Source organism: Sphingomonas bacterium, assembly GCF_028289855.1.
Classification (GTDB): Bacteria; Pseudomonadota; Alphaproteobacteria; order Sphingomonadales; family Sphingomonadaceae; genus Sphingomonas.
This window is the reverse complement of the sequence record NZ_JAQGKZ010000032.1, coordinates 24,437-46,396: the sequence shown is the minus strand read 5'-3', so window position 1 is coordinate 46,396 and position 21,960 is coordinate 24,437. Positions and strand designations below refer to the sequence as shown.

16 protein-coding genes are annotated in these 21,960 nt (G+C 67.2%); 6 read left to right on the top strand and 10 right to left on the bottom strand.

Going from position 1 to position 21,960, the window contains the following annotated elements:
• The first annotated feature begins 7 nt into the window (after positions 1–7).
• Positions 8–673 (top strand): phytanoyl-CoA dioxygenase family protein, encoded by a 666-nt coding sequence (locus JWM94_RS02770; RefSeq protein ID WP_299421276.1) that lies wholly within the window; start codon positions 8–10, stop codon positions 671–673.
• A 136-nt stretch (positions 674–809) separates the two neighbouring features.
• Here JWM94_RS02770 and JWM94_RS02765 read toward each other — a convergent pair whose 3' ends face one another.
• From JWM94_RS02765 to JWM94_RS02755, 3 genes are all read right to left on the bottom strand, one after another.
• On the bottom strand, positions 810–1,814 hold the full coding sequence (locus JWM94_RS02765) for a histone deacetylase family protein (RefSeq protein ID WP_299421272.1): 1,005 nt from the start codon (positions 1,812–1,814) through the stop codon (positions 810–812).
• Positions 1,811–2,974, bottom strand: a complete 1,164-nt coding sequence (gene nhaA / locus JWM94_RS02760) for a Na+/H+ antiporter NhaA (RefSeq protein ID WP_299421267.1) — start codon at positions 2,972–2,974, stop codon at positions 1,811–1,813. The genes JWM94_RS02765 and nhaA overlap by 4 nt, the downstream gene beginning before the upstream one ends.
• A gap of 116 nt (positions 2,975–3,090) precedes the next feature.
• Entirely contained in the window at positions 3,091–4,665 is a 1,575-nt protein-coding gene (locus tag JWM94_RS02755; RefSeq protein ID WP_299421263.1) for a lysine--tRNA ligase, read from the bottom strand.
• Positions 4,666–4,820: 155 nt separating this feature from the next.
• On the opposite strand from JWM94_RS02755, the gene JWM94_RS02750 reads away from it, so the two are divergent.
• From JWM94_RS02750 to JWM94_RS02740, 3 genes are read left to right on the top strand one after another with little or no spacing between them, the layout of a single operon-like run.
• Complete coding sequence (locus JWM94_RS02750) at positions 4,821–7,520, top strand: ATP-dependent DNA helicase (protein ID WP_299421258.1); 2,700 nt, start codon at positions 4,821–4,823, stop codon at positions 7,518–7,520.
• A gap of 13 nt (positions 7,521–7,533) precedes the next feature.
• Positions 7,534–8,076: a histidine phosphatase family protein gene (locus tag JWM94_RS02745; RefSeq protein ID WP_299421253.1), complete on the top strand. Its 543-nt coding sequence runs from the start codon at positions 7,534–7,536 to the stop codon at positions 8,074–8,076.
• A gap of 49 nt (positions 8,077–8,125) precedes the next feature.
• Complete coding sequence (locus tag JWM94_RS02740; protein WP_299421248.1) at positions 8,126–9,646, top strand: lipopolysaccharide biosynthesis protein; 1,521 nt, start codon at positions 8,126–8,128, stop codon at positions 9,644–9,646.
• Here the strand turns inward: JWM94_RS02740 and JWM94_RS02735 are convergent.
• The 6 genes from JWM94_RS02735 to JWM94_RS02710 all read right to left on the bottom strand — a co-directional run bounded on the left by JWM94_RS02735 (position 9,598) and on the right by JWM94_RS02710 (position 18,476).
• Positions 9,598–10,290: a 4'-phosphopantetheinyl transferase superfamily protein gene (locus tag JWM94_RS02735; protein WP_299421244.1), complete on the bottom strand. Its 693-nt coding sequence runs from the start codon at positions 10,288–10,290 to the stop codon at positions 9,598–9,600. The two genes, JWM94_RS02740 and JWM94_RS02735, sit on opposite strands and share 49 nt — an antisense overlap.
• Positions 10,287–14,267 (bottom strand): amino acid adenylation domain-containing protein, encoded by a 3,981-nt coding sequence (locus JWM94_RS02730; RefSeq protein WP_299421239.1) that lies wholly within the window; start codon positions 14,265–14,267, stop codon positions 10,287–10,289. The genes JWM94_RS02735 and JWM94_RS02730 overlap by 4 nt, the downstream gene beginning before the upstream one ends.
• Positions 14,268–14,281: 14 nt before the next feature.
• Entirely contained in the window at positions 14,282–15,544 is a 1,263-nt protein-coding gene (locus JWM94_RS02725) for a cytochrome P450 (protein ID WP_299421235.1), read from the bottom strand.
• 8 nt (positions 15,545–15,552) lie between these two features.
• Positions 15,553–17,322, bottom strand: coding sequence for a non-ribosomal peptide synthetase (locus JWM94_RS02720; protein ID WP_299421230.1), 1,770 nt, complete (start codon positions 17,320–17,322; stop codon positions 15,553–15,555).
• A 129-nt stretch (positions 17,323–17,451) separates the two neighbouring features.
• Positions 17,452–17,976 (bottom strand): DUF177 domain-containing protein, encoded by a 525-nt coding sequence (locus JWM94_RS02715; RefSeq protein ID WP_299421227.1) that lies wholly within the window; start codon positions 17,974–17,976, stop codon positions 17,452–17,454.
• Entirely contained in the window at positions 17,973–18,476 is a 504-nt protein-coding gene (locus tag JWM94_RS02710) for a ubiquinol-cytochrome C chaperone family protein (protein ID WP_299421222.1), read from the bottom strand. The genes JWM94_RS02715 and JWM94_RS02710 overlap by 4 nt, the downstream gene beginning before the upstream one ends.
• 123 nt (positions 18,477–18,599) lie before the next feature.
• Between JWM94_RS02710 and JWM94_RS02705 the strand changes: the two genes are divergently transcribed.
• Together JWM94_RS02705 and JWM94_RS02700 are read left to right on the top strand one after the other, a co-directional pair.
• The gene (locus JWM94_RS02705; RefSeq protein ID WP_299421218.1) at positions 18,600–19,079 is read left to right on the top strand and encodes an outer membrane protein assembly factor BamE; all 480 of its coding nucleotides are present in this window, start codon (positions 18,600–18,602) and stop codon (positions 19,077–19,079) included.
• 113 nt (positions 19,080–19,192) lie between these two features.
• Entirely contained in the window at positions 19,193–19,633 is a 441-nt protein-coding gene (locus JWM94_RS02700; RefSeq protein WP_299421213.1) for an RcnB family protein, read from the top strand.
• Positions 19,634–19,849: 216 nt separating this feature from the next.
• Here JWM94_RS02700 and pbpC read toward each other — a convergent pair whose 3' ends face one another.
• Positions 19,850–21,886 (bottom strand): penicillin-binding protein 1C, encoded by a 2,037-nt coding sequence (gene pbpC, locus JWM94_RS02695; protein ID WP_299421315.1) that lies wholly within the window; start codon positions 21,884–21,886, stop codon positions 19,850–19,852.
• Positions 21,887–21,960 lie beyond the last annotated feature (74 nt).

Here is a 21,960-nt window from a genome sequence, read left to right as displayed (position 1 = left end):
CCTGATCGTGTCGCTGACACTCGAAACCGATGGGGCGGTGCGACTGGATCGCGCCGCCCTTTCGATTCTTGGCGAGCTTCAAAAAATCGCCGACGCGCAGGCCGCCGACCGCGCCGGGATGCGGTTGCGCGGCATTCCCCAGTTATCAAGGCTGCTAGCTCCCACCGGTGGACTGGGCACTTTAGCGGCAGCCAGACTGGGCGAAGCAACGCGTCCCGTCCGCGCGATCCTGTTCAACAAGAGCGAAGGCAATAACTGGGCGCTGGGCTGGCATCAGGACCGAATAATCGTCGTGCGTGAGCGGATCGAAACTGCGGGTTTCGGGCCCTGGACGATCAAGTCCGGCATGGTTCATGTCGCACCGCCTGCCGATCTCCTCGGCGGAATGCTGACGATGCGCGTTCACCTAGACTCGGTGCCGGAAACGAACGCGCCGCTGCAGATCGCACGCGGATCGCATCGGCTGGGGCGGATCGCTGAGCGCGATGTCGATACGGTCGTCGCGCGATGCGGCACGGCGGCCTGTCTGGCGGAAGCGGGAGACGTCTGGCTCTATGCGACGCCGATCCTCCACGCGTCGGCAGCGTCGTCGGCCCCTAGGCGCCGACGTGTCTTGCAAGTAGATTTCGCTGCGGTGGATTTGCCCGATGGCCTGCAATGGCTCGGAATCTGAATCACAAAAAGTAAGCCCCGTCGCGTATGGCGCGGCGGGGCTCCCTGGACGATCCTCTGCACATGGCTTCGGGTCGTCAAACGCTCAATCTCTCGTTCAAGCGGGATATGAACGCGCCGCCCGCCGAAAAGGTTCCCTAGAACCCGCTCAACAGGCTCGCGACGTTCGCGCCCAACGCGTTGACCGCATAGCCGCCCTCCATCACGATCACCGTGGGTGTGCCCACGGCGGCGATGTCGGCCGCGAGGACGGCATAATCGGGCGTTTGCAATCGGAACGCGGAGATCGGGTCGTCGGCATAGGTATCGGCGCCGAAGCTCACCACCAGCAACTCCGCACCGAACGTAGCAATCGTATCGAGCGCCCTCGCCTGCGCCGCGCGAAACGCATCGAGCCCGGTGCCCTGCGGTAACGGCAGGTTGAACGTCGCGCCCGCTCCTTCCGCCTCGCCGACCTCGTCGGCATGGCCCCAATAAAAGGGATAGTCGGTCGCCGGATCGGCGTGGAGCGAAGCGTAGAGCACATCGCCGCGCGTCCAGAAGATGTCCTGCGTCCCATTACCGTGGTGATAGTCGATGTCGAGGATTGCAACCTTGGCAACACCCGCGTCGCGCGCCGCTTGCGCGGCGATCGCGGCGGCGTTGAGGTGGCAGTATCCGCCATAATAGTCCGCGCCGGCATGGTGCCCGGGCGGGCGGCACAGCGCGAAGGCGGCGCGGTCGCCGGCCAGCACCGCGTGCGTCGCGGCGAGCGCCGATTGCGCGCTCCAATAGGCGCTGGTCCAGGTCTGCGCGGTGATCGGGGTCGAGGCGTCGAAGCTGTATTGCCCGATCAGCGCGTCGATCCGGTCGAGCTTGAGCGGACGCCGCCCGACCACCGGCCAGACATAGCCGACCGCGTCGCCCGGCCGTCCGGCGTCGGCCCACCGCGCCGCCGCCGTCTTGAGGAAATCGACATAGCCCGCGTCATGGACCGCTAAGATCGGCGCTTCGCCACGATCCTCGGGCAATTCCGCCCTGCCGATCGCCGCCAGGATCGCCTCTGCGCGCGCCGGCGTTTCGGCATAATCGGTGAAACCGCCATTGTGCAGCTCGCGCGCCGGGGCGTGGAGCAACTGGCGGGGATCGAAGAACCGCCTCACTTCGCCCACCGCAGTACGGCGAATCCGGCCAGCGCCGAGGCGATCGACCCCGCCAGCACGCCGACCTTGACCTGATCGATCATCGCCTCGCTGCCGGGAAATGCCAGCCCGCCGATGAACAGGCTCATCGTGAAGCCGATCCCGCACAGCAAGGCTACACCGTAAACCTGGCGCCAGCTCGCGCCATCAGGCGGCTGTGCGAACCTGAGCGCGACGGCAACGCGGACGGCGGCGAAGATCCCCACCTGCTTGCCGACGAACAGCGCCAGCGCAATGCCGAGCACCAGCGGCTGCGCGATCGTCGCGACGCTCATCCCCGAAAGCGATACGCCAGCATTGGCGAACCCGAACAACGGCACGATCGCGAACGCGACCCATGGGCTGAGTGCATGTTCGAGGCGGTGGAGCGGCGAACTTTCATCCTCGCCGCCTCCGGGGATCAGCATCGCGGCGACTACTCCCGCGATTGTCGCGTGGACGCCCGACAGCAACACCAGATACCAGAGCGCGGCGAACCCGATCAGATACGGCCACAGGACCTTCACCCCGAACCGGTTGATCGCCAGCATGGCGCCCGCCACCGCCGCCGCTCCGCCCAGCGCTGCGAGCGCCAGCCCGTGCGTGTAGAACAAGGCGATGATCGCCACCGCGCCCATGTCATCGACGATCGCGACGGTGGTGAGGAAGAGCTTGAGCGATGCAGGTATGCGCGGGCCGGCCAGCGCAAGCACCCCGATCGCGAACGCTATGTCGGTCGCCGCCGGGATCGCCCAGCCGCTCCGCACCTCAACTGCGCCGCCGGTGACCGCGAGATACAGAAAGGCGGGGACGGCCATGCCCGCGACCGCCGCGATGATCGGCAAGCGGCGTTTCTCCGCGCTCGCCAATTCGCCGCCGACCAGCTCGCGCTTGATCTCCAGCCCGACGAGCAGAAAGAACAAAGCCATCGCCGCGTCGTTGATCCACAGATGGACCGTCGTCGGGCCGAGCTTTGGCGACAGGACCGGACCGGTTTCGGCGTGGAGAAGATGGAAATAGCCATCGGCAATCGGCGAATTGGCCGCAACCATCGCCAACGCCGCCGCCGCGATCAGCACGATGCCGCCCGCGGCTTCGTCGGACAGGAAGCGCTGGAGAATTGTTGTTTTCCTGTCGCGCACGTCCCTAACCCGTCATGCCGGACTTGTTCCGGCATCCACCGGGCCGCAAGTGCCGCGTGAATTTGGTTTGCGGCACAGTGGACCCCGGAACAAGTCCGGGGTGACGACTTTCGGCGCTATTTGGCCAGCGCCTCGGCGATCAGCTTGCGCGTGTTCTCGACCCCGTACAGCGCGATGAAGCTGCCCATGCGCGGCCCCTGACTCGATCCGAGCAGCGTCTCGTACAGCGCCTTGAACCAGTCCCGCAGTTCAGCGAATCCGCCGGTCTTGCCGATCTCGTAGACGATGTTCTGAATGTCCTCTGCGCGCGCATCCGCGGGCAACGCGGCGAGGTCGGCGTCGAGCCGCTGGAGCGCCGCGATTTCGACTCCCTCGGGTGCGCGCCGCACCAACGTCGGCGCAACGAAATCGCGGGCATAGGCCAGCGCATAGTCGATCAATTGGTCGAGCGCGGGATAATTTCCGGGCGAGGCATCGGCGACGTAATTGCCGAGATACCCCCACACTTGATCCTTGGTCGCGCCGCTACCCATCACCCCGACCAGGTTGAGCAGCAGCCCGAACGTCACCGGCAACGCGTCCGCTGGCGGCGGGCCATTATGGATGTGGTGCACCGGGTTGCCGAGCCGCTCCTTGGCGTCCTGCCCGGCGTAATTGCCGCGGAATTGCCAGTAATCGTCGACCGCGCGCGGGATCAGCCCGAGGTGGAGCGACTTGGCCTTTTTGGGCTCGCGGTAAATGTAGAACGCCAGGCTCTCGTCGGGGCCATAGGTCAGCCATTCGTCGATCGACAGGCCATTGCCCTTCGACTTCGAAATCTTCTCGCCCTTTTCGTCGAGGAACATCTCATAGATCAGCCCCTCGGGCTTCCGCCCGCCGAGGATCTGCGCGATCTTGCCGCCGAGGATCGCCGAATCGATCAGATCCTTGCCGTGCATCTCGTAATCGACGCCGAGCGCGGCCCAGCGCATCCCCCAATCGGGCTTCCATTGCAGCTTCGCCTGCCCCCCGAAGATCGACTGCTCGACGGTCTTTCCCTCATCGACGAAGCGGATCGTCCCGGCCTCGACATCGATCACCTCGACCGGCACCTGAAGCACGATGCCCGATGTCGGGCTGACCGGCAGCACCGGCGAATAGGTCGCCTGGCGCTCGGCGCGCAGCGTCGGCAGCATCACCGACATGATTGCGTCGTAGTTGCGCAGCACATTGCGCAACGCGTCGTCGAACTTGCCGCCGGTGTAATAGTCGGTCGACGACACGAACTCATACTCGAACCCGTAGCGGTCGAGAAATTGCCGAAGCATCGCATTGTTGTGCGCGGCAAAACTGTCGTGACAGCCGAACGGATCGGGGATTCGAGTCAGCGGCTTGCCGAGATATTCGGCCAGCATCGCGCCGTTGGGGACGTTGTCGGGCACCTTGCGCAGCCCGTCCATATCGTCCGAAAACGCGATCAGCCGGGTTGGGCGGCCGGCCATTTCCTCGTACGCGTGGCGCACCATCGTCGTGCGCAGCACTTCGTTGAACGTGCCGATATGCGGCAGCCCCGACGGGCCATAGCCGGTTTCGAACAGCATCGGCGATCCGTCGGGCTTACCGTCCGGGTAGCGCTTCAGCAGTTTGCGCGCTTCTTCGTAGGGCCAGGCCTTGGATTCGAGGGTGGCGGAGCGGAGTTCGGATGCGGTCATAACGCTGCTCCCGTAGCGACCCGACATCCACTCGTCACCCCGGCCTTGAGCCGGGGTCCCGCTTCTCAAGTCGCCGCAATAGCGGGGCCCCGGATCAAGTCCGGGGTGACGGATTGCAGGTTGCCAATCTGTTCCACTTATCTACCACTGGGCAGATGCTCCCCTACCCCGCTTTGCATGCCAGCCACGCCGGAGTCTGGATCGCCGACGCCGACGGCGCCCGCGCGGTCGGGCGCGGCGAAGCGATCCGGCGCGCGGCGGATACGCCGATGATCGTACTCAACGCGCCCCTGGTCGGGCAGCGGCTGGGCTACGCCGAATTGTCGGGGATCGATTTGCTTGAGCTGTTCGCGTTCCTGCGCCCCGCAACCTTTCTCCCACCGACGCCGCGTGGCCTCGCGCGGATGGTTGGCCTCACGCCGCCCGAGGATGAAGCGAGCATCGCCGCCTTCCTGCGCGACGCGGCGAGCGCGCTGCTCGCGATCCCCGATGGCGACTGGCCCGAGCGCGAAGGCGCATGGACCGCGGCGCAGAGCCTCTCGCGGTTGCGCTGGCCGTGGGCGCCGTTGCTCGCCGACCGGATCGCGCGGCCAGCGCAGCAGGAGCGCTGGCTGTTTTCCAAATTGCCCGAATGGGACGAAATCGCGCCACGCCCGGCACCTAAGACGGTCACGCTCGACGACGCCGACATCGCCGATCGCCTCAACTACCTGACCGGCAGCAACGCCGAGCAGCGGAACGGTCAACGCGCTTATGCCGAAGCCGCCGCCGCCGCGTTCGCGCCACGGGCGATGCGCGACAACCCCAACATGCTGCTCGCCGAAGCGGGAACGGGAATCGGCAAGACGCTCGGCTATCTCGCCCCGGCGTCGCTCTGGGCCGAGCAGGCGGGCGGGGCGGTGTGGATCTCGACCTTCACCAAGGCGCTGCAACGCCAACTCAACCACGAGACTGCGCGCCTGATCCCCGACGCCACCGAACGCCGCCGCCGCGTCGTCACGCGCAAGGGCCGCGAGAACTATCTCTGCCTGCTCAACCTCGAGGATGCGTTGCAGGGCGGGTTCGCCGGGCGCGCCGCGATTCTCGCGCACCTCGTCGCGCGCTGGGCGGCGTTTTCGGCGGATGGCGACATGATCGGGGGCGATTTGCCCGGCTGGCTGCCCACCTTGTTCCGCCGCAACGGATCGACCGCGCTGACCGACCGGCGCGGCGAGTGCGTCTATGCCGGCTGCCCGCACTACCGCAAATGCTTCATCGAACGCGCCGCGCGCGCCAGCGCCGACGCCGATATCGTCATCGCCAACCACGCGCTGGTGATGGTTAACGCCGCACGCGGGCGCGAGGCGATCAGCCGCCCGACGCGCTACGTGTTCGATGAGGGACATCATTTGTTCGAGGCGGCCGATTCGATGTTCGGGGTCGCGTTGACCGGACAGGAATCGATCGAACTCCGCCGATGGATCGTCGGCCCCGAAGCGGCCGCGCGGGGGCGCCGGCGCGGGCTGGCGGCGCGGCTGTCGGACGTGGCGAGCTACGACGAAGCCGGCGGCGTCGCGATCCAGGACGCGGTCGAGGCGGCACGCGCGCTCGCCAGCGACGGCTGGCTGCAACGCGTGGCGGAGGGCGACCCGTTCGGTGCGGTCGAAAAGCTGCTCAGCGCCGCGCGCGGCATGGTCTATGCCCGCGCCGCGCAGGACGGCGACGCCGGGTACGGGCTCGAAACCGAACTCGCAGAACCGCTTCCCGCTTTGATCGAGGCCGCTGCCGTTGCGGCGCAAGGCCTGGAGGCGCTGCTCCGCCCGATGATGACGCTCGGCCAGCGCCTTGAAGCGGTGCTGGCGGAAGGACCCGACTGGATGGACGGCGCGGCGCGCGCGCGGATCGAGGGCGCGATCGCCTCGCTCGGCTGGCGCACCGAGACGGTCGGCGCGTGGATCAGCCTGCTCGCGCGGATCGGCGGCCCGGCCGACCCCGATTTCGTCGACTGGCTCGCGGTCGATCGGATCGAGGGGCGCGAGATCGATATCGGGCTCCACCGCCGCTGGCTCGACCCGACCCGCCCGCTCGCCGCGACGGTGCTCAAGCCAGCGCACGGCGTGCTCGTCACCTCGGCGACGCTCAAGGGCGGCGACCCCGACTGGCAAATCGCCGACGCGCGCGCGGGCGTGCCGCATCTCGACCGCGCCGCCGGGCATTTCGACGTTGCCAGCCCATTCGACTATGCGACGCGGGCCGAGGTACTGATCGTCACCGACGTCAAGCGTGGTGACCTCGCGGCGCTCGCCAACGCGTACGCCCGGCTGATCGCAGCCGCGGGCGGCGGGACGCTCGGGCTGTTCACCGCGATCCGGCGGTTGCGCGGGGTCCACGCCCGCATCGCCGACCGGCTCGCACGCGACGGCCTGCCGCTTTACGCGCAGCACGTCGACCCGATCGACCCCGGGACGCTGGTCGACATGTTCCGCGATGAACCACGCGCGTCCCTGATCGGCACCGATGCGCTGCGCGACGGCGTCGACGTGCCTGGCGAATCCCTCCGTCAAGTCATTCTAGAGGGCGTGCCTTGGGCCAAGCCGACGGTGCTTCATGCTGCGCGACGCTTGGCGGGCGGCGGCAGCGCCTATGACGACCGCCTCGTCCGCGCCAAGCTGGCCCAGGCGTTTGGCCGGCTGATCCGTCGCGCCGACGACAAGGGCGCATTCGTCCTGCTGTCCGCCGCAATGCCAAGCCGCCTGCTCGCCGCCTTCCCGCCCGGCGTGCCGATCGCCCGCGTGCCGCTCGACGAAGCCGTGGCGCGGGTGCAATCGCGTCTTTCTTCCGTCACCCGCGTCGTGCAAGAGACGACCGACATTTGACGAAAAGGCGACCGTGAAGACCCTGATCCTCATCCGACACGCCAAATCGGGCTGGGACGATCACGGTGCGCGCGATTTCGACCGCCGTCTCAACTCCAAGGGAGAGCGCGCCGCGCGGACGATGGGTCGGCACATGCGCGAGCTTGGGCTGAGCTGGGACCACGCCATCGCCAGTCCCGCCGCGCGTGTGGTCGAGACGCTGACCCAAGTATCGGCGGGATACGACCGAGCGATCGAACCCGAGTGGGACCGCCGCGCGTATTTGGCTTCCGCGACGATGCTGCTCGATCTGGTGCACCATGCGCCCGCCAGTGCCGATGCCTTGCTGCTGTCGGGCCACAACCCGGGGCTCGAGGAGTTGATCCTGCTGCTCGTCCCCGACCGCACGGGCGACCCGCTACGCGACGAAGTCGAAGCCAAATTTCCCACAGCCAGCGTCGCCGTGATAATGTGCGAAGGCGATGAATGGAGCGCCGTCGCACCCGGCAAATGCACCCTGACCGCGTTCGCCCGCCCGCGCGACCTCGATCCCGAACTGGGCCCGGACCCGGATTAATCCCCGCTCCTTTAGGCGCATTTAAGCATCTATCGTGCACAAAAGGCGGATGACCGAAGCCGCCGCCGATCCGAATCGCGAGCCTGAGCCGTTGTTCGCTCAGGCGCGGCGAGCCGTGATCTGGCGGTCGGGGTCGCAGATCGTCGGGCAGTTGATCACCTGGGCCGCGACCTTTCTGGTGATCCGCATCCTCAGCCCGAACGATTATGGCCTGTTTGCAATGACTCAGGTCGTGCTGGCGATGCTCAACATGATGAACGGCGCCGGGCTGGCGAGCGGATTGATCCAGAAGCCCGACGCCGATGAACGCACGATCCGGCAATTGTACGGCATGCTGATCGTGCTCAATTTCTCGCTCGGTGCGCTGCAGTTCGTGATGGCGCCGCTGGTCGCCGCCTATTTCCGCCAGCCGATCGTCGCCGATATGCTGCGCGTCCAGTCGTTCCTCTATTTCACCACGCCGTTCGTCGCCTTTCCCTATGCGCTGCTGGCCCGCGCGATCGATTTCAGGCATCAGGCGCGCGTCTATCTGGCGTCGTCGGTTACCGGCGCACTGACCGCACTGGCCGGGGCCTATGCCGGTTTGGGCGTGTGGACGCTGATCGCGGCGCCCGCGGTGCTGTACATCACCCGCGCGATCGGCATGACCGTCGCATCGAGGCACCATTACAAGCCGCTGTTCGATTTCCGCGGAGCCGGCACGCTCGCCAAGTTCGGCGGGCTGATGGCGGCGGGGCAATTGTTCTGGTTCCTGCAGAGCCAGGCCGACGTGTTCATCGCCGGGCGCGTGCTCGATCCGGCGACGCTCGGCCTCTACACGACCGGCCTGTTCCTGACCCAGATCCTGGTGTCGAAGTTCGTGCCGGCGATCAACGACGTCGCTTTCTCCATTTATGCGCGGATGCAGGACAATCGCGCCGCCGTGGCGGAAGGGTTCGCGCGGTCGTCGCGGATGGTGATGCTGGTGGCGATGCCCTTTTATATCGGTCTGGCTGTGACCGCAGAGCCGCTGGTCGCAACCGTGTTGGGGCCCAAATGGATCGCGGCGGCGCCGCTGGTGCAACTGCTCGCCTTGGCCATGCCGTTCATGACCCTCCAGGTCCTGTTCAGCCCCGCGTGCAGCGCGATGGGGCGCCCGGGGCTCGCGGTGCATACCGGCGTGGTCGGCGCGATATTGCTGCCGATCTGCTTCCTGGCCGGGTTGCGCTGGGGCGTGACCGGGCTCGCCGCTTCGTGGTTCGTCGCCTATCCGATCTATCTCGCGATTACCGCGGCATGGGTGTTGCCGGTAATCGGGCTGAGCGCCGCCGCGTTGGCCCGAGCGATCCTGCCCACCGTCACGGCGGCGCTGGCAATGGGCGCGATGGTGATGTTGCTCGACGACGCTTTGCCGCCGATGGCGGTGCAGGTGCGGTTGCTGATCCTGGTGGCGGTCGGCGGCGCGGTCTACGCCGGCTGGCTGATGCTGTTCGCCAAGGACACGCTGCTCGAAGCGATCGCGATGGCGCGCGGCAAGCCGTATCATCCGACAGACGCGCGCTCGGCCTCTCCCCTCACCAGCGCTGCCTGAAACCCGGGCGCGGGCTCGAACGAAGACACCGACCAACCCGCGCCGCCCTCGATCAGCCGAGCGGGCTCGCCGGGCGCGACCGAGACGGTGAAGGCGTGAAGCGAGTAGGATAGGCCCAGCCCGATCGCCTTGACGAAAGCCTCCTTGCGCGACCAGCAATTGTAGAACCCCGCGACCCATTGCTCGGGCGGGAGCGCGTCCAGCGCGACGCATTCCGCCGGCGCGAACAGCCGCGCGGCGACCCTCGGGCAAGCGAGGTCGGGATCGCGCCACGCCAGGTCGCAACCGACCCGGATGCCATGCGCGACCGCGAATAGCGCGCGGCCGTTTGAATGGGACAAGTTGAAATGCACATCCGGGTGATCGGCCAGAAACGGCCGCCCATAGGAATCTTCCACGATGCGCAAGGCAAAGGGTGCCTGGTCGACTTCTGCTGCCAACAGCGTGCGCAACTGGCCGCGCCGTGCGATATATCGGTCGCGGTCGCGCGCATACCGAAAGCGGCTCGCACGGTCGCGCTCGTCCGGCGAGAGTAGGGTGTAACACGCCGTCAACGCTTCCGGCGCCACGTCGAGATCGGACAGCGCCAGCGCGACTCCGCCCGATTCGGGCAAATCCGCCGCGACCCGCGCCGGCGCGATCATGCCGCCGCCGCGATCCGCCCTGGGGACAAGGCTGCCTCGATGGCCGCGCGCAAGTGTGTGGCGAAGACATCGGCGTTGGGCGGTTCGGTCATCGTGCCATGCGAGCCGGGAATGTCGTACGTCGCGAGCGGGCCGGTGACGACGCTCGCCCAGCCCGGCCGCGTATCGAGCACGTCGAGCCGTTCGTCTGGCTGGAACAGAGCGACTGCGCCGTCATACGCGCCGGGCGTGTAGCCGTACGCCGCCTGCTCGAGCGCCGCCGCGAATGGCCGGTACCGGCCATCGAGCCGGTCGGCATCGGCCATCCCGACCTCTTCGAGCATACCGCGCGCGCGCTCCATCGCATAACCGACGCGCTGATTGAACGGCAGGCTCTTCCACACACCAAGATGATAGCGCGCCTTGCTCAGCCGCATCTGCGTGGTGGTGATCTCCTGGAACGCGACCGGGTTCATCGTGTGGCCGAGCGCCAGCAGCGGCACCTCGTCGCCGGCGGCGCGCAACTGGCGCGCGATCTCGAACGCCAGGATGCCGTTGGTGCACCAGCCGCCGATCAGATACGGCCCGCGCGGGCGGCGCTGGCGGATGACCGCCACCACCGCAGCGGCGATATCCTCGAACCGCATGCCGGGCTTGAGGTCGCGCTCGAGGATCGGGCCGAGCGCGAGGCCGAGGAACGGCCGGTCGGTCCCCATCGCCCTGGCCAGCGCCAGGAAGGTCGGCCCGCCGTCGATCCACAAAAGCGGCAATGCGTCGCCGAGCGGCTGCAGCGGAACCAGCGCGCCGACTTCTACCGTCGGGTTGCTGTCGATCCGCGCGGCGAGCTTGCTCAGCGTCGGCGACTGGAAGAATTCGGCCATGCCGACGCGGCGGCCCCAATGCTGCTCGATCCGCACCAGCAGTCGCGCGACCAATAGCGAGTGGCCGCCGAGGTCGAAGAAGCTGTCGTCGCGGCCGACCATGGGAATCCGCAATATGTCGCACCAGATCGCGGCAAGCGCTTGCTCGGTCTCGCCTTGGGCGGGTTCGACCACGACCGCGGCGTTGCCGCCCGGATGGGGCAGCGCCTTGCGGTCGATCTTGCCGTTCGGCGTCATCGGCAGCGCGGCCAACAGCTCGAAGTGCGACGGAACCATGTAATCGGGCAATGTCTGCGCCAGATGCGCGCGCAACGTCGCGCGGTCCGGCGGCGCCTCCCCATGCGGCACGACATACGCGGCGAGCGCGCGTTCGCCCGACGCATCGGGCCAGCTGCGCACCGCGGCGGCCGCGATCAGCGGATGCTTCGCCAGCGCGCCCTCGATCTCCTCGACCGCGACGCGATACCCGCGAATCTTCTCGTCATTGTCGACCCGGCCGAGACACAGGATCGTGCCGTCGGGGCGATAGCGCGCGAGGTCGCCGGTGCGGTACAGCCGCTCGCCGCGTACCGTGAGGAACCGCTCAGCGGTAAGGTCGGGTCGGTTGCGATAGCCCTCGGCGAGGCCCGCACCGCCGATATAGAGCTCGCCGATTACGCCGATCGGTGCGGTGTTGCCGTACGCGTCGAGGATGTGGATCGCAGTGTTCGCGATCGGCCGGCCGATCGGGACCGGGCCGTCGCCATGCGTGACGTGCGCGATGGTCGACCAGATCGTGGTCTCGGTCGGACCGTAGACGTTCCAGACTTCGGCGGCGCGCGTCAGCAGCGCCTCGGCCAAGCCGCGCGGGAAGGCTTCGCCGCCACATAGGATGCGCAAGTCGGGCGACCCCTGCCAGCCGGCCTCGATCAGCGCACGCCACGTCGCGGGGGTCGCTTGCATCACCGTCGGATGCGCGGAGTCGATCAGCTCGATCAGCGCGCGCGGATCGACCGCGCTCCGGCGCGGCGCGACGATCACTTCGCCGCCGGCCATCAGCGGCAGGAACAGTTCGAGCATCGCAATGTCGAACGACAAGGTCGTCACCGCGAGCAGCGAATCGCCGGCGCCGAAGCCGGGCCGGTCGCGCATCGACGCGAGCAGGTTGATCAGCGCACCGTGGCTGATCTCGACGCCCTTGGGATGCCCGGTCGAGCCCGACGTATACAGCACGTAAGCGAGATCGCCGGGCGCGATCGCCACGCTCGGTGCCTCGTCGGCAGTGTCGCCGATATCGTCGATCAGGATACGCGGCAGCGGGCAGTCGGGGAGCGTATCGGCCAGCTTGCGTTCGGACAGCAACACCTTCGCGCCGGCATCGCCGACGATGTAGTCGAGCCGCGCCGACGGGAAATCGGGATCGAGCGGCAAATACGCCGCGCCGATCCGCAGCACGCCAAGCAACGCCGCGACCATGTCGATCGAGCGGTCGAGGCAGATGCCGATCAGATCGCCGCGCTGGAGGCCTGCTGTGTGTAACGTCGCGGCGATCGCATCGGCCCGCGCGTCGAGCGCGGCGTAGGTCATCGCCTGGTCGCCGAAGCGGATCGCGGTCGCGTCGGGGCGAACCGCGACTTCCGCGCGGAACGCGTCGGGGAGCATTGCGGGTGCCGGGGGCGCGGCCGTGTCGTTCCACTCGACCAGCAGTTGGTGCCGTTCGGCCGCATCCAGCAACGGCAAGTCCTTAAGCGGCCGATCGGCACCCGCGGCGACGCCCTCGAGGATCGTCAGATAATGGCCGATTATCCGCCGCACCGTCGATGGATCGAACAATTCGGTCGAATAGAGGAAGCGGCCGTGCATTCCCTCGCCCTGGCGCTCGTCGAGCTCGAGGTAGAGGTCGAACTTCGCGCCGCCGACCACGACGTCCATCTGGGTCAAATCCCACCCTGCGGGGAAGGGATCGACCGGCGGCTCGATCGAGAACAGGCAATTGAACAATGGATGCGTGCCGGGCTGGCGTTTGACGTCGAGCGCGCGGACGACCTCGTCGAACGGCGCTTCGCTCGCGGCGAGCGCGCCGAGCACCGAATCGCGGACCTCGGTCAGGAAATCGCTGAACCGCGTCTCCCCCCTGGGCTTGGCCCGAAGCGCGATCGTATTGAGGAAATAGCCGACGACGTTCTCGAGCTCGGGGCGGCGGCGGAGATCGGTGACTCCGCCGACGACGATGTCCTCTTCGCCCGAATAGAGGTGGAGCTGCGCGTGATAGGCGGCGAGCAACGTCATGTAGAGCGTGACGCCGTGGCGCTGGCCGACCAGCTTGAGCCGTTCGATCAGGTCGTTCGGAATCTCGAAGACTTCCATCGACCCGGCGTGCGTCGGGCGCGCCGGCTTGATGCGGTCGCCAACCAGTTCGAGCTTGGGCGGCGCATCGGCGAGCGTCTGGCACCAGTAATCGACTTGTTTCCGGATGGCCCGGCTCTTCAGATGCTCCTGCTGCCAGACGGTATAATCGCCGTACTGGAGCGCCGGCATCGGTAGCGGCGACGGGATGCCAAGCGAGAAGGCGTGGTACAGCTTGGCGAGCTCGGGGACGATCACGCGATAGATCGCGACGCCGTCGAAGATGATGTGGTGGAGCGTGAAATAGAGCCGGTGGTTGTCGTCGGCGAGCTTGACAATCCGCGCGCGAAACAGCGGTGCATCGTTCAGGTCGATCGCGCGGCGCGCATCCTCCTGCCCGATCGCCAGCGCGGCGGCGTCGCGCTCGGCTTCGGGCAAATGGCTGACGTCGTCGTACGGCAAGTCGATGTCGCTATGCTCGCGCACGCGCTGGACGAGCTCGCCATTTTCCTCGACGAACGCGGTGCGCCACGCTTCGTGCCGGCGGAGGATTTCGTTGACCGCGCGCTCCATCGCGCCGCGGTCGAAGCTGCCGAAGCGGTGGATCGTGATCGATTCGTTATACAGCGGCATATCCGGCGCCATGATGGCGTGGAGCCACACCTGGCGCTGGTCGGCGGAGAGCGGGATCGGCGCGTCGGGCGCGCGCGGCTGGATCGACGCGGGCTTGTCCGCCGCCTCGCCGCCGCCGCGCATCATCTTTTCGAGGAGTGCCCGCTTCGAATCGGACATCGACGCGTGCGCGTTCACGCAGCGGCCTCCACCGCGCGGAACGCGATCGGCAGCGCCTTCAGCCCGCGCAGCCCCGAATTGGTGCGCCATTCGAGCGTGTCGCTCGTCACGCGGATATCGCCAAGCCGCGCGAGCAGCGTCGTATAGGCGATCCGCGCCTCCATCCGCGCCAGCGCCGCGCCGAAGCAGAAATGCGCCGCCCAGCCGAACGCGAGGTGGCGGTTGTCGGTGCGCATCAGGTCGAGCGTGTCGGGGTTGGGGAAACGCTCGGGATCGCGATTACCCGCGGCCATCACCGCCATCACCGCCTCGCCCTTACGCATCAGCTTGCCGCCCATCATCGTGTCTTGCTTGACGATGCGCGCGGTGTGCTGGCTCGGCGATTCGAAGCGCAGCAGCTCCTCGACCGCGGTGTCGATGATGTCGGGATTGTCGCGCAACTGGGCGAGCTTGTCGGGCTGGCCGATCAGCGTCAGCAGGCCGCTGCCGATCAGGTTGGTGGTGGTCTCCTGCCCGCCGACCATCGTGACGATCGTGTTGGCGATGACCTCGTCCTCGCTCAGCCGTTGCCCGTCGACCTCGGCATCCATCAGCGAGCGGATCAGCCCGTCGTGGGGTTCCCGCTCCTGCTCGCGCACCGCGTCGCGGAAATAGCCGGTCATGTCGGCGACGCATTTGAGCACGTCGCGGATACGGTCGGGGTTGTGCTGGAAATTGCCGAGCATCTCCGCGAACGTTGCCGACCAGGCCTTGAGCTGGCGATGATCCTCGAGCGGCACGCCGAGCAGCCCGGCGGTGACGATCGCGGGATAGGGCTCGGCGAAGTCGGCGATGACGTCCATTTCGCCGCGCGGCGCGCTGGCGTCGATCAGGTCGTTGGCGATGCGCTGGACAACTTCCTCCATCGCCTCGACCCGGCGCGGGGTGAAGGCGCTCATGCACAATTTGCGCAAGCGCGTGTGGTCGGGCGCGTCGAGGAACAGCATCTGTTTCGCCATCACGTCGGCGACCGGACCGAGCGAGGGCAAGCCAAGCGCTTCCATCTTCTTCGGGTCAGGGGTGCGGTCGGCGCTGAATTCCTTCAGCACGACGTGCACGTCCTCGTACCGCGTGACGACCCAGGTGTGCATGAACGGGTCCCACATCACCGGCGCTTCCTCGCGCAGCCGCTGGTAGAACGGGTACGGATCGGCATGGACCGCCGGGTCGAGCAGCTGGAACAGGCTTAGGCTCGGGTCGAACGGCGCGGCCGCCTTGATGGGGGTCTGGTCGGTCATGGTCGGTCCTATCCGGCGGCGCGGGCCTGGGCTTCGTCGTCGCTCATCGCCTCGATCATCGCCATGACGATCTCCTCGATCCGCAGCGCCAGCTGGCGGATCGTCGGTGCCTGGAACAAGTCGCGCAGCGTCAGGTCGATCCCGAACGCCTCCCCGGAGCGCAACACGACTTGCGTGCCGAGCAGCGAGTGCCCGCCGAGCAGGAAGAAATTGTCGTCGATCCCCACATTGCCGCGGCCGAGCACGGCTTCGAGGATCGTCACCAGCCGCTCTTCCGCAGCGGTCTGCGCGGTGGCGAATCCGGCCGAGGCCAAGGCGTTGTCGTCGGACGGTTCGGGCAGCGCCTTCTTGTCGAGCTTGCCGTTGGGGGTGAGCGGCAGTTCGTCCATCCGCACGAACGCGGCGGGGATCATATAGTCGGGGAGCGTCTGCGCCAGATAGTCGCGCAAATCCTCCGCCGTCACATTGTCGCCGGTGACGACATAGCCGACCAGCATGTCGCCGCCATCGGCGGCGGGGGCGGCGATTACGGCCCCGGCGCGCACCGCCGGATGGTCGCGCAGCACGCTGGCGGTCTCTTCGGGCTCGACGCGATGCCCGCGCACCTTAGCCTGGTCGTCGACCCGCCCGTGGAAGGCGATCTGGCCGTCCGTGCGCAACGACCCCAGGTCGCCGGTGCGGTAGAAGCGTGCCCCGTCGATCGTTACGAACTTTTCGGCAGTCATCGCCGGCTGGTGGCGATAGCCGCGCGCGACCTGCGGTCCGCCGATGAAAATCTCGCCCTGCTCGCCACTTCCGACGGGCTGACCGGTTGCATCGAGGATATGAATGACAGTCGCACCAATGGGATAGCCGATCGGCGGCAGGCCCTTTTCGGTCGCTTCGGGCGGTACGGTCGCGGAGGTCGCGACCACGGTGCATTCGGTCGGGCCGTAATTGTTGACCAGCGCGAACGGCAATCCGGCGCGGGGGCGACCGAGCAAACGGTCGGCGCCGGTCAGCAGATAGCGCAAGTGCGCGCCGCTCGCCCAATCGTCGCGGATCAAATCCTGCGCGAGCGCGGTAGGGACGAACGCGACAGTCACGCCCTGCACGATCAGCCATGCCTTGAGCCGCACGTCGGAGGTGCGCACATCGTCGGTCGCGAGCACGACCGAGGCGCCCGCCACCAGATACGGCCATACCTCCCACACCGACGCGTCGAACCCGAGCCCGGCGAGATGGCTGCCGCGATCCTCCGACGTGATGCCGAACGTATCGTTATGCCACGCGATTAGATGCGCGAGGTTATCGTGGGTGACCTCGACGCCCTTCGGACGTCCGGTTGTGCCCGAGGTATAGATGACATAGGCCAAAGCGTTCGCGCTAGGCGGCATCGCCGGTCTGTCTTCGGCGGTCGGCAAAATGCTCCAGTCGAGCGCGACGACGGGAGTTTCGACTCCCTCCAGCCGCTCGGCCGCTTCGCTGCGACCGATCACGACCGCGCAAGCAGCCTCCTCGACGATCATGCGTAGGCGCCCGTCGGGCCATGACGGGTCGAGCGGCAGATAGGCGCCGCCCGCTTTCCAAACGCCGAGCGCGAGCGTCAGCTGGTCGAACGACCGCTCCATGCAGATCCCGACAAGGCTTTCCGGCCCGACGCCCATCCCGCGCAGCCAGCCCGCGACGCGATCGGCGCGCTGGTCGAGCTCGGCATAGCTGAGCGTCCCGCACGCGGCGGCGAGCGCGATCCGCTCGGGGTCGGCGCGTGCCACTGAGGCGATGACGTCGATCGGCACCGTCGCGCCGTGTTCAACGGACGCAATAGCGGGATGGATCTGCGGATTCGGATTTTGACTGGCCATGGCGCCAATAAAATCACAAATTTGTTTGATTTCACTTAACCGGCCGTCAATCGCGTTCGGTCACTATCGTCCGGTCAATATGTCTTTCAAGCCGGCCAGCGCGCCGAGCGGCTTGGCTTCGTCCTCACCGATCACCCCGGCCGCTTTCAGCACTGACTCCGCGCCCGGTCCGCGCGGGAACGGATCGAGCGCCAGCAACACGGTCTCGGCCGCCGTCTCGCCGAGATCAATGTCGCTGCCGGCATACGGGATGACGTCAAGATCGCCATCGGCCAGTTCAACCTCGTCCTGCTCATCGCTCCCTTCGGGCACAAAGCGGAGCGCAACCGATTCGTCGATGCGCGCAGGCAGCGGATCACCGGTCACGCTGCAGGCCTGCACCAAGGCCGCCTTCACGCGGCCGTCGGCGACGATTCCCTGCGCATCGCGGCGGATCGTAAAGCTGGCGGTGAGAGCATCGAGCGCGATCAGTTCGAAGCGTTTTGCCAGGGCAGCGCGCTCCCCCTCGTCCGCTTCGATCGCAATCGTCTGCGCCGCATCGCCGATCGTCTCGACGCGGATCGGGTGCGAGAATTCGGGCGCGCTCACGGCAAGTCGCCCGCGACGAGGAAATCGACGGCGACCGCCGCCAATGCCTTATGCAGCGCCAACAACTCGCGCTCGCTATGCGCCAGCGCGACATCATCCGGCACTTCACCGCGATAGAGATTGCGAACCAGTGCCGGCTTGAGGTCGCCCGCCGCCAGCGCGTCGCGATACGCGCCAAGCCGCCCGCCAAGCATGCCCATCATCCGCCCGACATGCTTTCCGACCAACAGGTCGCCGATCCCGATCTCGCGCAATTGCGGGTCCATGTCGTCGACGAACGCCTCGGCCAGATGCGTCGCGACCGGGATGCCGGCGGGGTCGTCCTCCAGCCGCAGCATCGCCATCGCAAGCACCGCGGCGATCGCATCGAACCGCCCATCGACCGTGTCGGGCACCGCACCCGCGACATACCAATGCGGCTCACGCGCCTTGGCCACGATGGCGGTGTAGAGTGCCGTCGTCTCGGTACGCTTTGCCTTAAATCGGTCGAAAAAGCCCATCATTCACCCCAGGGTCTACGCTGACCACCAGCAGCCTTGTGCCACCGCGACGCTCCGCATATTGAGGCGAACGGCGCGCGATGCAATCGGCGCGGGTAACGAGCGTGTGCGCGGGAGAATAGAATGACCAAGGCCGTCCGGATCATGAGCCTCACCGCAACGGCTGCGGTGCTGACGCTCGCCGCCGGCTGCGTGCCGCTGCGCTCGCATCAGGGGTACATTATCGATGCCGATTTGGTGAATTCGGTCCAGCCCGGGGTCGATAATCGCGGATCGGTGCTGCAAACGCTGGGCAAGCCCAGCTTCGCCAGTCAGTTCAACACCGGCGACTGGTATTATATCGCCCGCGACAGCCGCAACCTGGCGTACTTGAAGCCCAAGGCGAAGAGCCAGATCACGCTGAAGATCAGCTTTACCCAGGCCGGCGTGGTGCAGAACATCACCCGCACCGGGGTCGATCAGGTCGCCTCGATCGACCCGTACGGCAAGACCACGCCGACTTTGGGCCGCAAGCGCGGTTTCTTCGAGGAATTGTTCGGCAATATCGGCTCGGTCGGCGCGGCAGGCGCGGGTAAGGGCGGCGGGGACGATTCTCAACCCTAACCCTTGCCCTAACATGACCAGCGCGTTCGAGGCCGGTTCAGTCCCGGCAGCCTAAACCGCTCTCCATTGGCGGCGCATTCGATTCGCGCCGCCGCAACAATGGAGAGACGATCATGCGTAAACTGATCCTCACTGCGCTGGTGGCCGCGACGATCATGCCAGTCGCCGCCGAAGGGCAATCGCGTGGCGACATCCGCCGCGACCGCCGTGAGATTCGCGACGACCGCCGGGACCTGCGCGAGGACCGCCGCGATTTTCGCGACGACCGCAACCGCCGCTGGGGCAACGACGACTGGCGCACCTGGCGCAACACCAACCGCAGCGTCTATTCACGCGGCAATTGGCGCGCGCCGTTCCGCTACAACGCGTTCCGCGCGGGCGTGCGCATCGCGCCAAGCTATTACGGGTCGAGCTATTGGATCGCCGATCCGTGGCGCTATCGCCTGCCGGCCGCCGGCTACGGCCAGCGCTGGGTGCGACACTATGACGATCTGCTGCTCGTCGATACGCGCCGCGGCATCGTCATTCGCGTGATCAACAACTTCTACTGGTAAATCCAGTAGTGGCAGGCGCCCGGGCGATTTCAATGCCCGCCCGGGCGCCTTTGGCCGCCCGAAGTTTACGATAGACGCGGCCATTTTTTAACTTCCGGCCGCCTGTTCCTGCCGCATCCGAACGCGCCGTGTGCACTCATTTCGCAAGACCATGGCTCATCGCGAATCGAGCATGACACCCGAAATCCAACATTTGAAGTCGAATGTCGCGCCCGCTCAGCGCATCGTGAAGACCACTTGATCGACGACCTTGCCGCCGAGATCGAGCAGCGCGAGCCGATGCCGCCCGGGCCCCGGTAAAATCATTGGCGCAGTACTCGCATCCCCCAAATCTTGTTTGTCGAGCAGCAGCCGGTGCGTCACCGCATCGCCGGTTACCGCGACCGCCAACCGCTGACGGTCGATCGGAATGTCGGGGTCGATCGCGTAGACGCTGCCCGACACCGGGTTGGTGATGCGCGGCCGGCGCGATTCGCCCGGCGCGCTGGCGATCAGCGTCATTGCGGTCCCTTTGAGGAAATATTCGCGACGCGGTTGCTCGATCGCGTTGGCATAGGCGATCGTCCGCTCCTCAACCCCTTGCGGCATCGCCGGGGCCTGGCTCGGTCGACCGTCGTGGAGTGCGAGCATCACGTCGCGCCATACCGGTGCGGCACCGCTAGTCCCCGACACCGCGCGCATCGCGTCGCCTTCGACATTTCCGACCCACACCGCGACGGTGTAGCGGTCGGAAAAGCCAACGCACCAATTGTCGCGCATCGCCTTCGACGTGCCGGTCTTCACCGCCGCCCAGAACGGCAGCCGCAGCGAGGAATCGAGCCCGAACGTCACCGCGCGTGCGTTGGGGTCGGACAGCATGTTTCCGACGATCCACGCCGATTGCGGGCTGGTGATCGCGCGGGCCTCGGGACGCGGATCGGTGGCCGTTAGCCGAACCGGGCTCCAGCGCCCGCCATTGGCAAGGCTGCGATAGGCATCGGCTTGTTCGAGCAACGTCACTTCGGCGGAGCCCAGCGCCAGCGAATAGCCGTAATAGTCGCCGTCCTCGACGAGCCCCTGATAGCCCGTGTCGAACAACCGGTCGCGGAACGAATCCACTCCGACCAGCAGCAGCGTGCGCACCGCCGGCACGTTGAGCGACCCGGCGAGCGCGGACCGCACCGACACCGGCCCCTTGAACCCCTTGTCGTAATTCTGCGGCACGTAGAGTCCCGACGCCGTGTCGAGCTGAACCGGCGAATCGTCGAGAATCGACGCGGCGGTCAGATACCCCTTTTCGATCGCCTGGGCGTAGAGGAACGGCTTGAGCGTCGATCCCGCCTGACGGTACGCGTTCGCGCCATCGACCGCGGCGGCGGTCGAATTGCCGCCGATCCCGCCGACATAGGCGAGCACGTCGCCGGTCGCATTGTCGAGCACCACCACCGCGCCGTCGCGCGCGCGGCTGCCGCCCAATCCTTCGAGCTGGCGCTTGAGCGCGGCGATCGCGACGCGCTGGACGTTGATGTCGAGCGTCGTGGTGACCTTGAGCCCCGGTCGGATCAGCAACCGCGACGCGAGGTGCGGGGCAAGCCCGGGATCGAGCTGCAGGCTGCGCGCGGGACCGAGCATCGAATAGGCCGCAGCCTCGAACCGCGCGCAATCCTCCTCGTGCGCCAGCCCGCACGCACGCCGCGCGACGCTCGGCGCGCTCGCCTGCGGATCGGGGAGCAACGCCACCAGCAGCAGGGCATCGTCGCGACTCAAGGCGTCGGGGGTCTTGCCGAACAGCCCGAGCGCGGCGGCACCGATCCCCTGCGCTTCGCCGCGATAGCCCGCGAGGTTGAGATAGGCTTCAAGGATTTGATCCTTGCGCCACGCTCCGTCGATCGCGAGCCCGGCGCGCATCTGGCGGATCTTGTCGAACCAACCGCGCGCACCGGGCCGGGCGAGGTCGGGGGCGAGGAACGCGGCGACTTGCATCGACAAGGTCGAGGCGCCGCGCGAGCGCTTGCCCTCGAGCCGATCGCGCAGCGCGCCGAGCGTCGCCAGCCAATCGACCCCGCTGTGCGCGTAAAAGCGATGATCCTCCGCCGCGACCACCGCGTCCGCGACGGGCTTCGCCACCTTGTCGAGCGGGGTCCAGCCCAGCCGCCGCCGCGCGAAATCGACGCGTGCCGAATCGATCAGCACGCCGTTGCGGTCGTACAGCCACGCCTCCGACGGCTGCCACGCCGCGCGCACCCCGGCATAATCGGGGATCGGCGGCGGCATCGTCGCGAAATCGAGCAGCAGGAACACTGCGAGGAACGTGCCGAACCCGGTCCAGGCCCATTGCCGCCGCGTGC

Excerpts from the sequence above, each read along its gene's own strand:
- JWM94_RS02735 (WP_299421244.1), bottom strand. The coding sequence starts at position 10,290 with ATGATCGCGCCGGCGCGGGTCGCGGCGGATTTGCCCGAATCGGGCGGA.
- JWM94_RS02705 (WP_299421218.1), top strand. The coding sequence starts at position 18,600 with ATGACCAAGGCCGTCCGGATCATGAGCCTCACCGCAACGGCTGCGGTG.
- JWM94_RS02740 (WP_299421248.1), top strand. The coding sequence starts at position 8,126 with ATGACCGAAGCCGCCGCCGATCCGAATCGCGAGCCTGAGCCGTTGTTC.
- JWM94_RS02750 (WP_299421258.1), top strand. The coding sequence starts at position 4,821 with ATGCTCCCCTACCCCGCTTTGCATGCCAGCCACGCCGGAGTCTGGATC.
- pbpC (WP_299421315.1), bottom strand. The coding sequence starts at position 21,886 with ATGCCGCCGCCGATCCCCGATTATGCCGGGGTGCGCGCGGCGTGGCAG.
- JWM94_RS02700 (WP_299421213.1), top strand. The coding sequence starts at position 19,193 with ATGCGTAAACTGATCCTCACTGCGCTGGTGGCCGCGACGATCATGCCA.
- JWM94_RS02755 (WP_299421263.1), bottom strand. The coding sequence starts at position 4,665 with ATGACCGCATCCGAACTCCGCTCCGCCACCCTCGAATCCAAGGCCTGG.
- JWM94_RS02730 (WP_299421239.1), bottom strand. The coding sequence starts at position 14,267 with ATGTCCGATTCGAAGCGGGCACTCCTCGAAAAGATGATGCGCGGCGGC.
- JWM94_RS02725 (WP_299421235.1), bottom strand. The coding sequence starts at position 15,544 with ATGACCGACCAGACCCCCATCAAGGCGGCCGCGCCGTTCGACCCGAGC.
- JWM94_RS02710 (WP_299421222.1), bottom strand. The coding sequence starts at position 18,476 with ATGGGCTTTTTCGACCGATTTAAGGCAAAGCGTACCGAGACGACGGCA.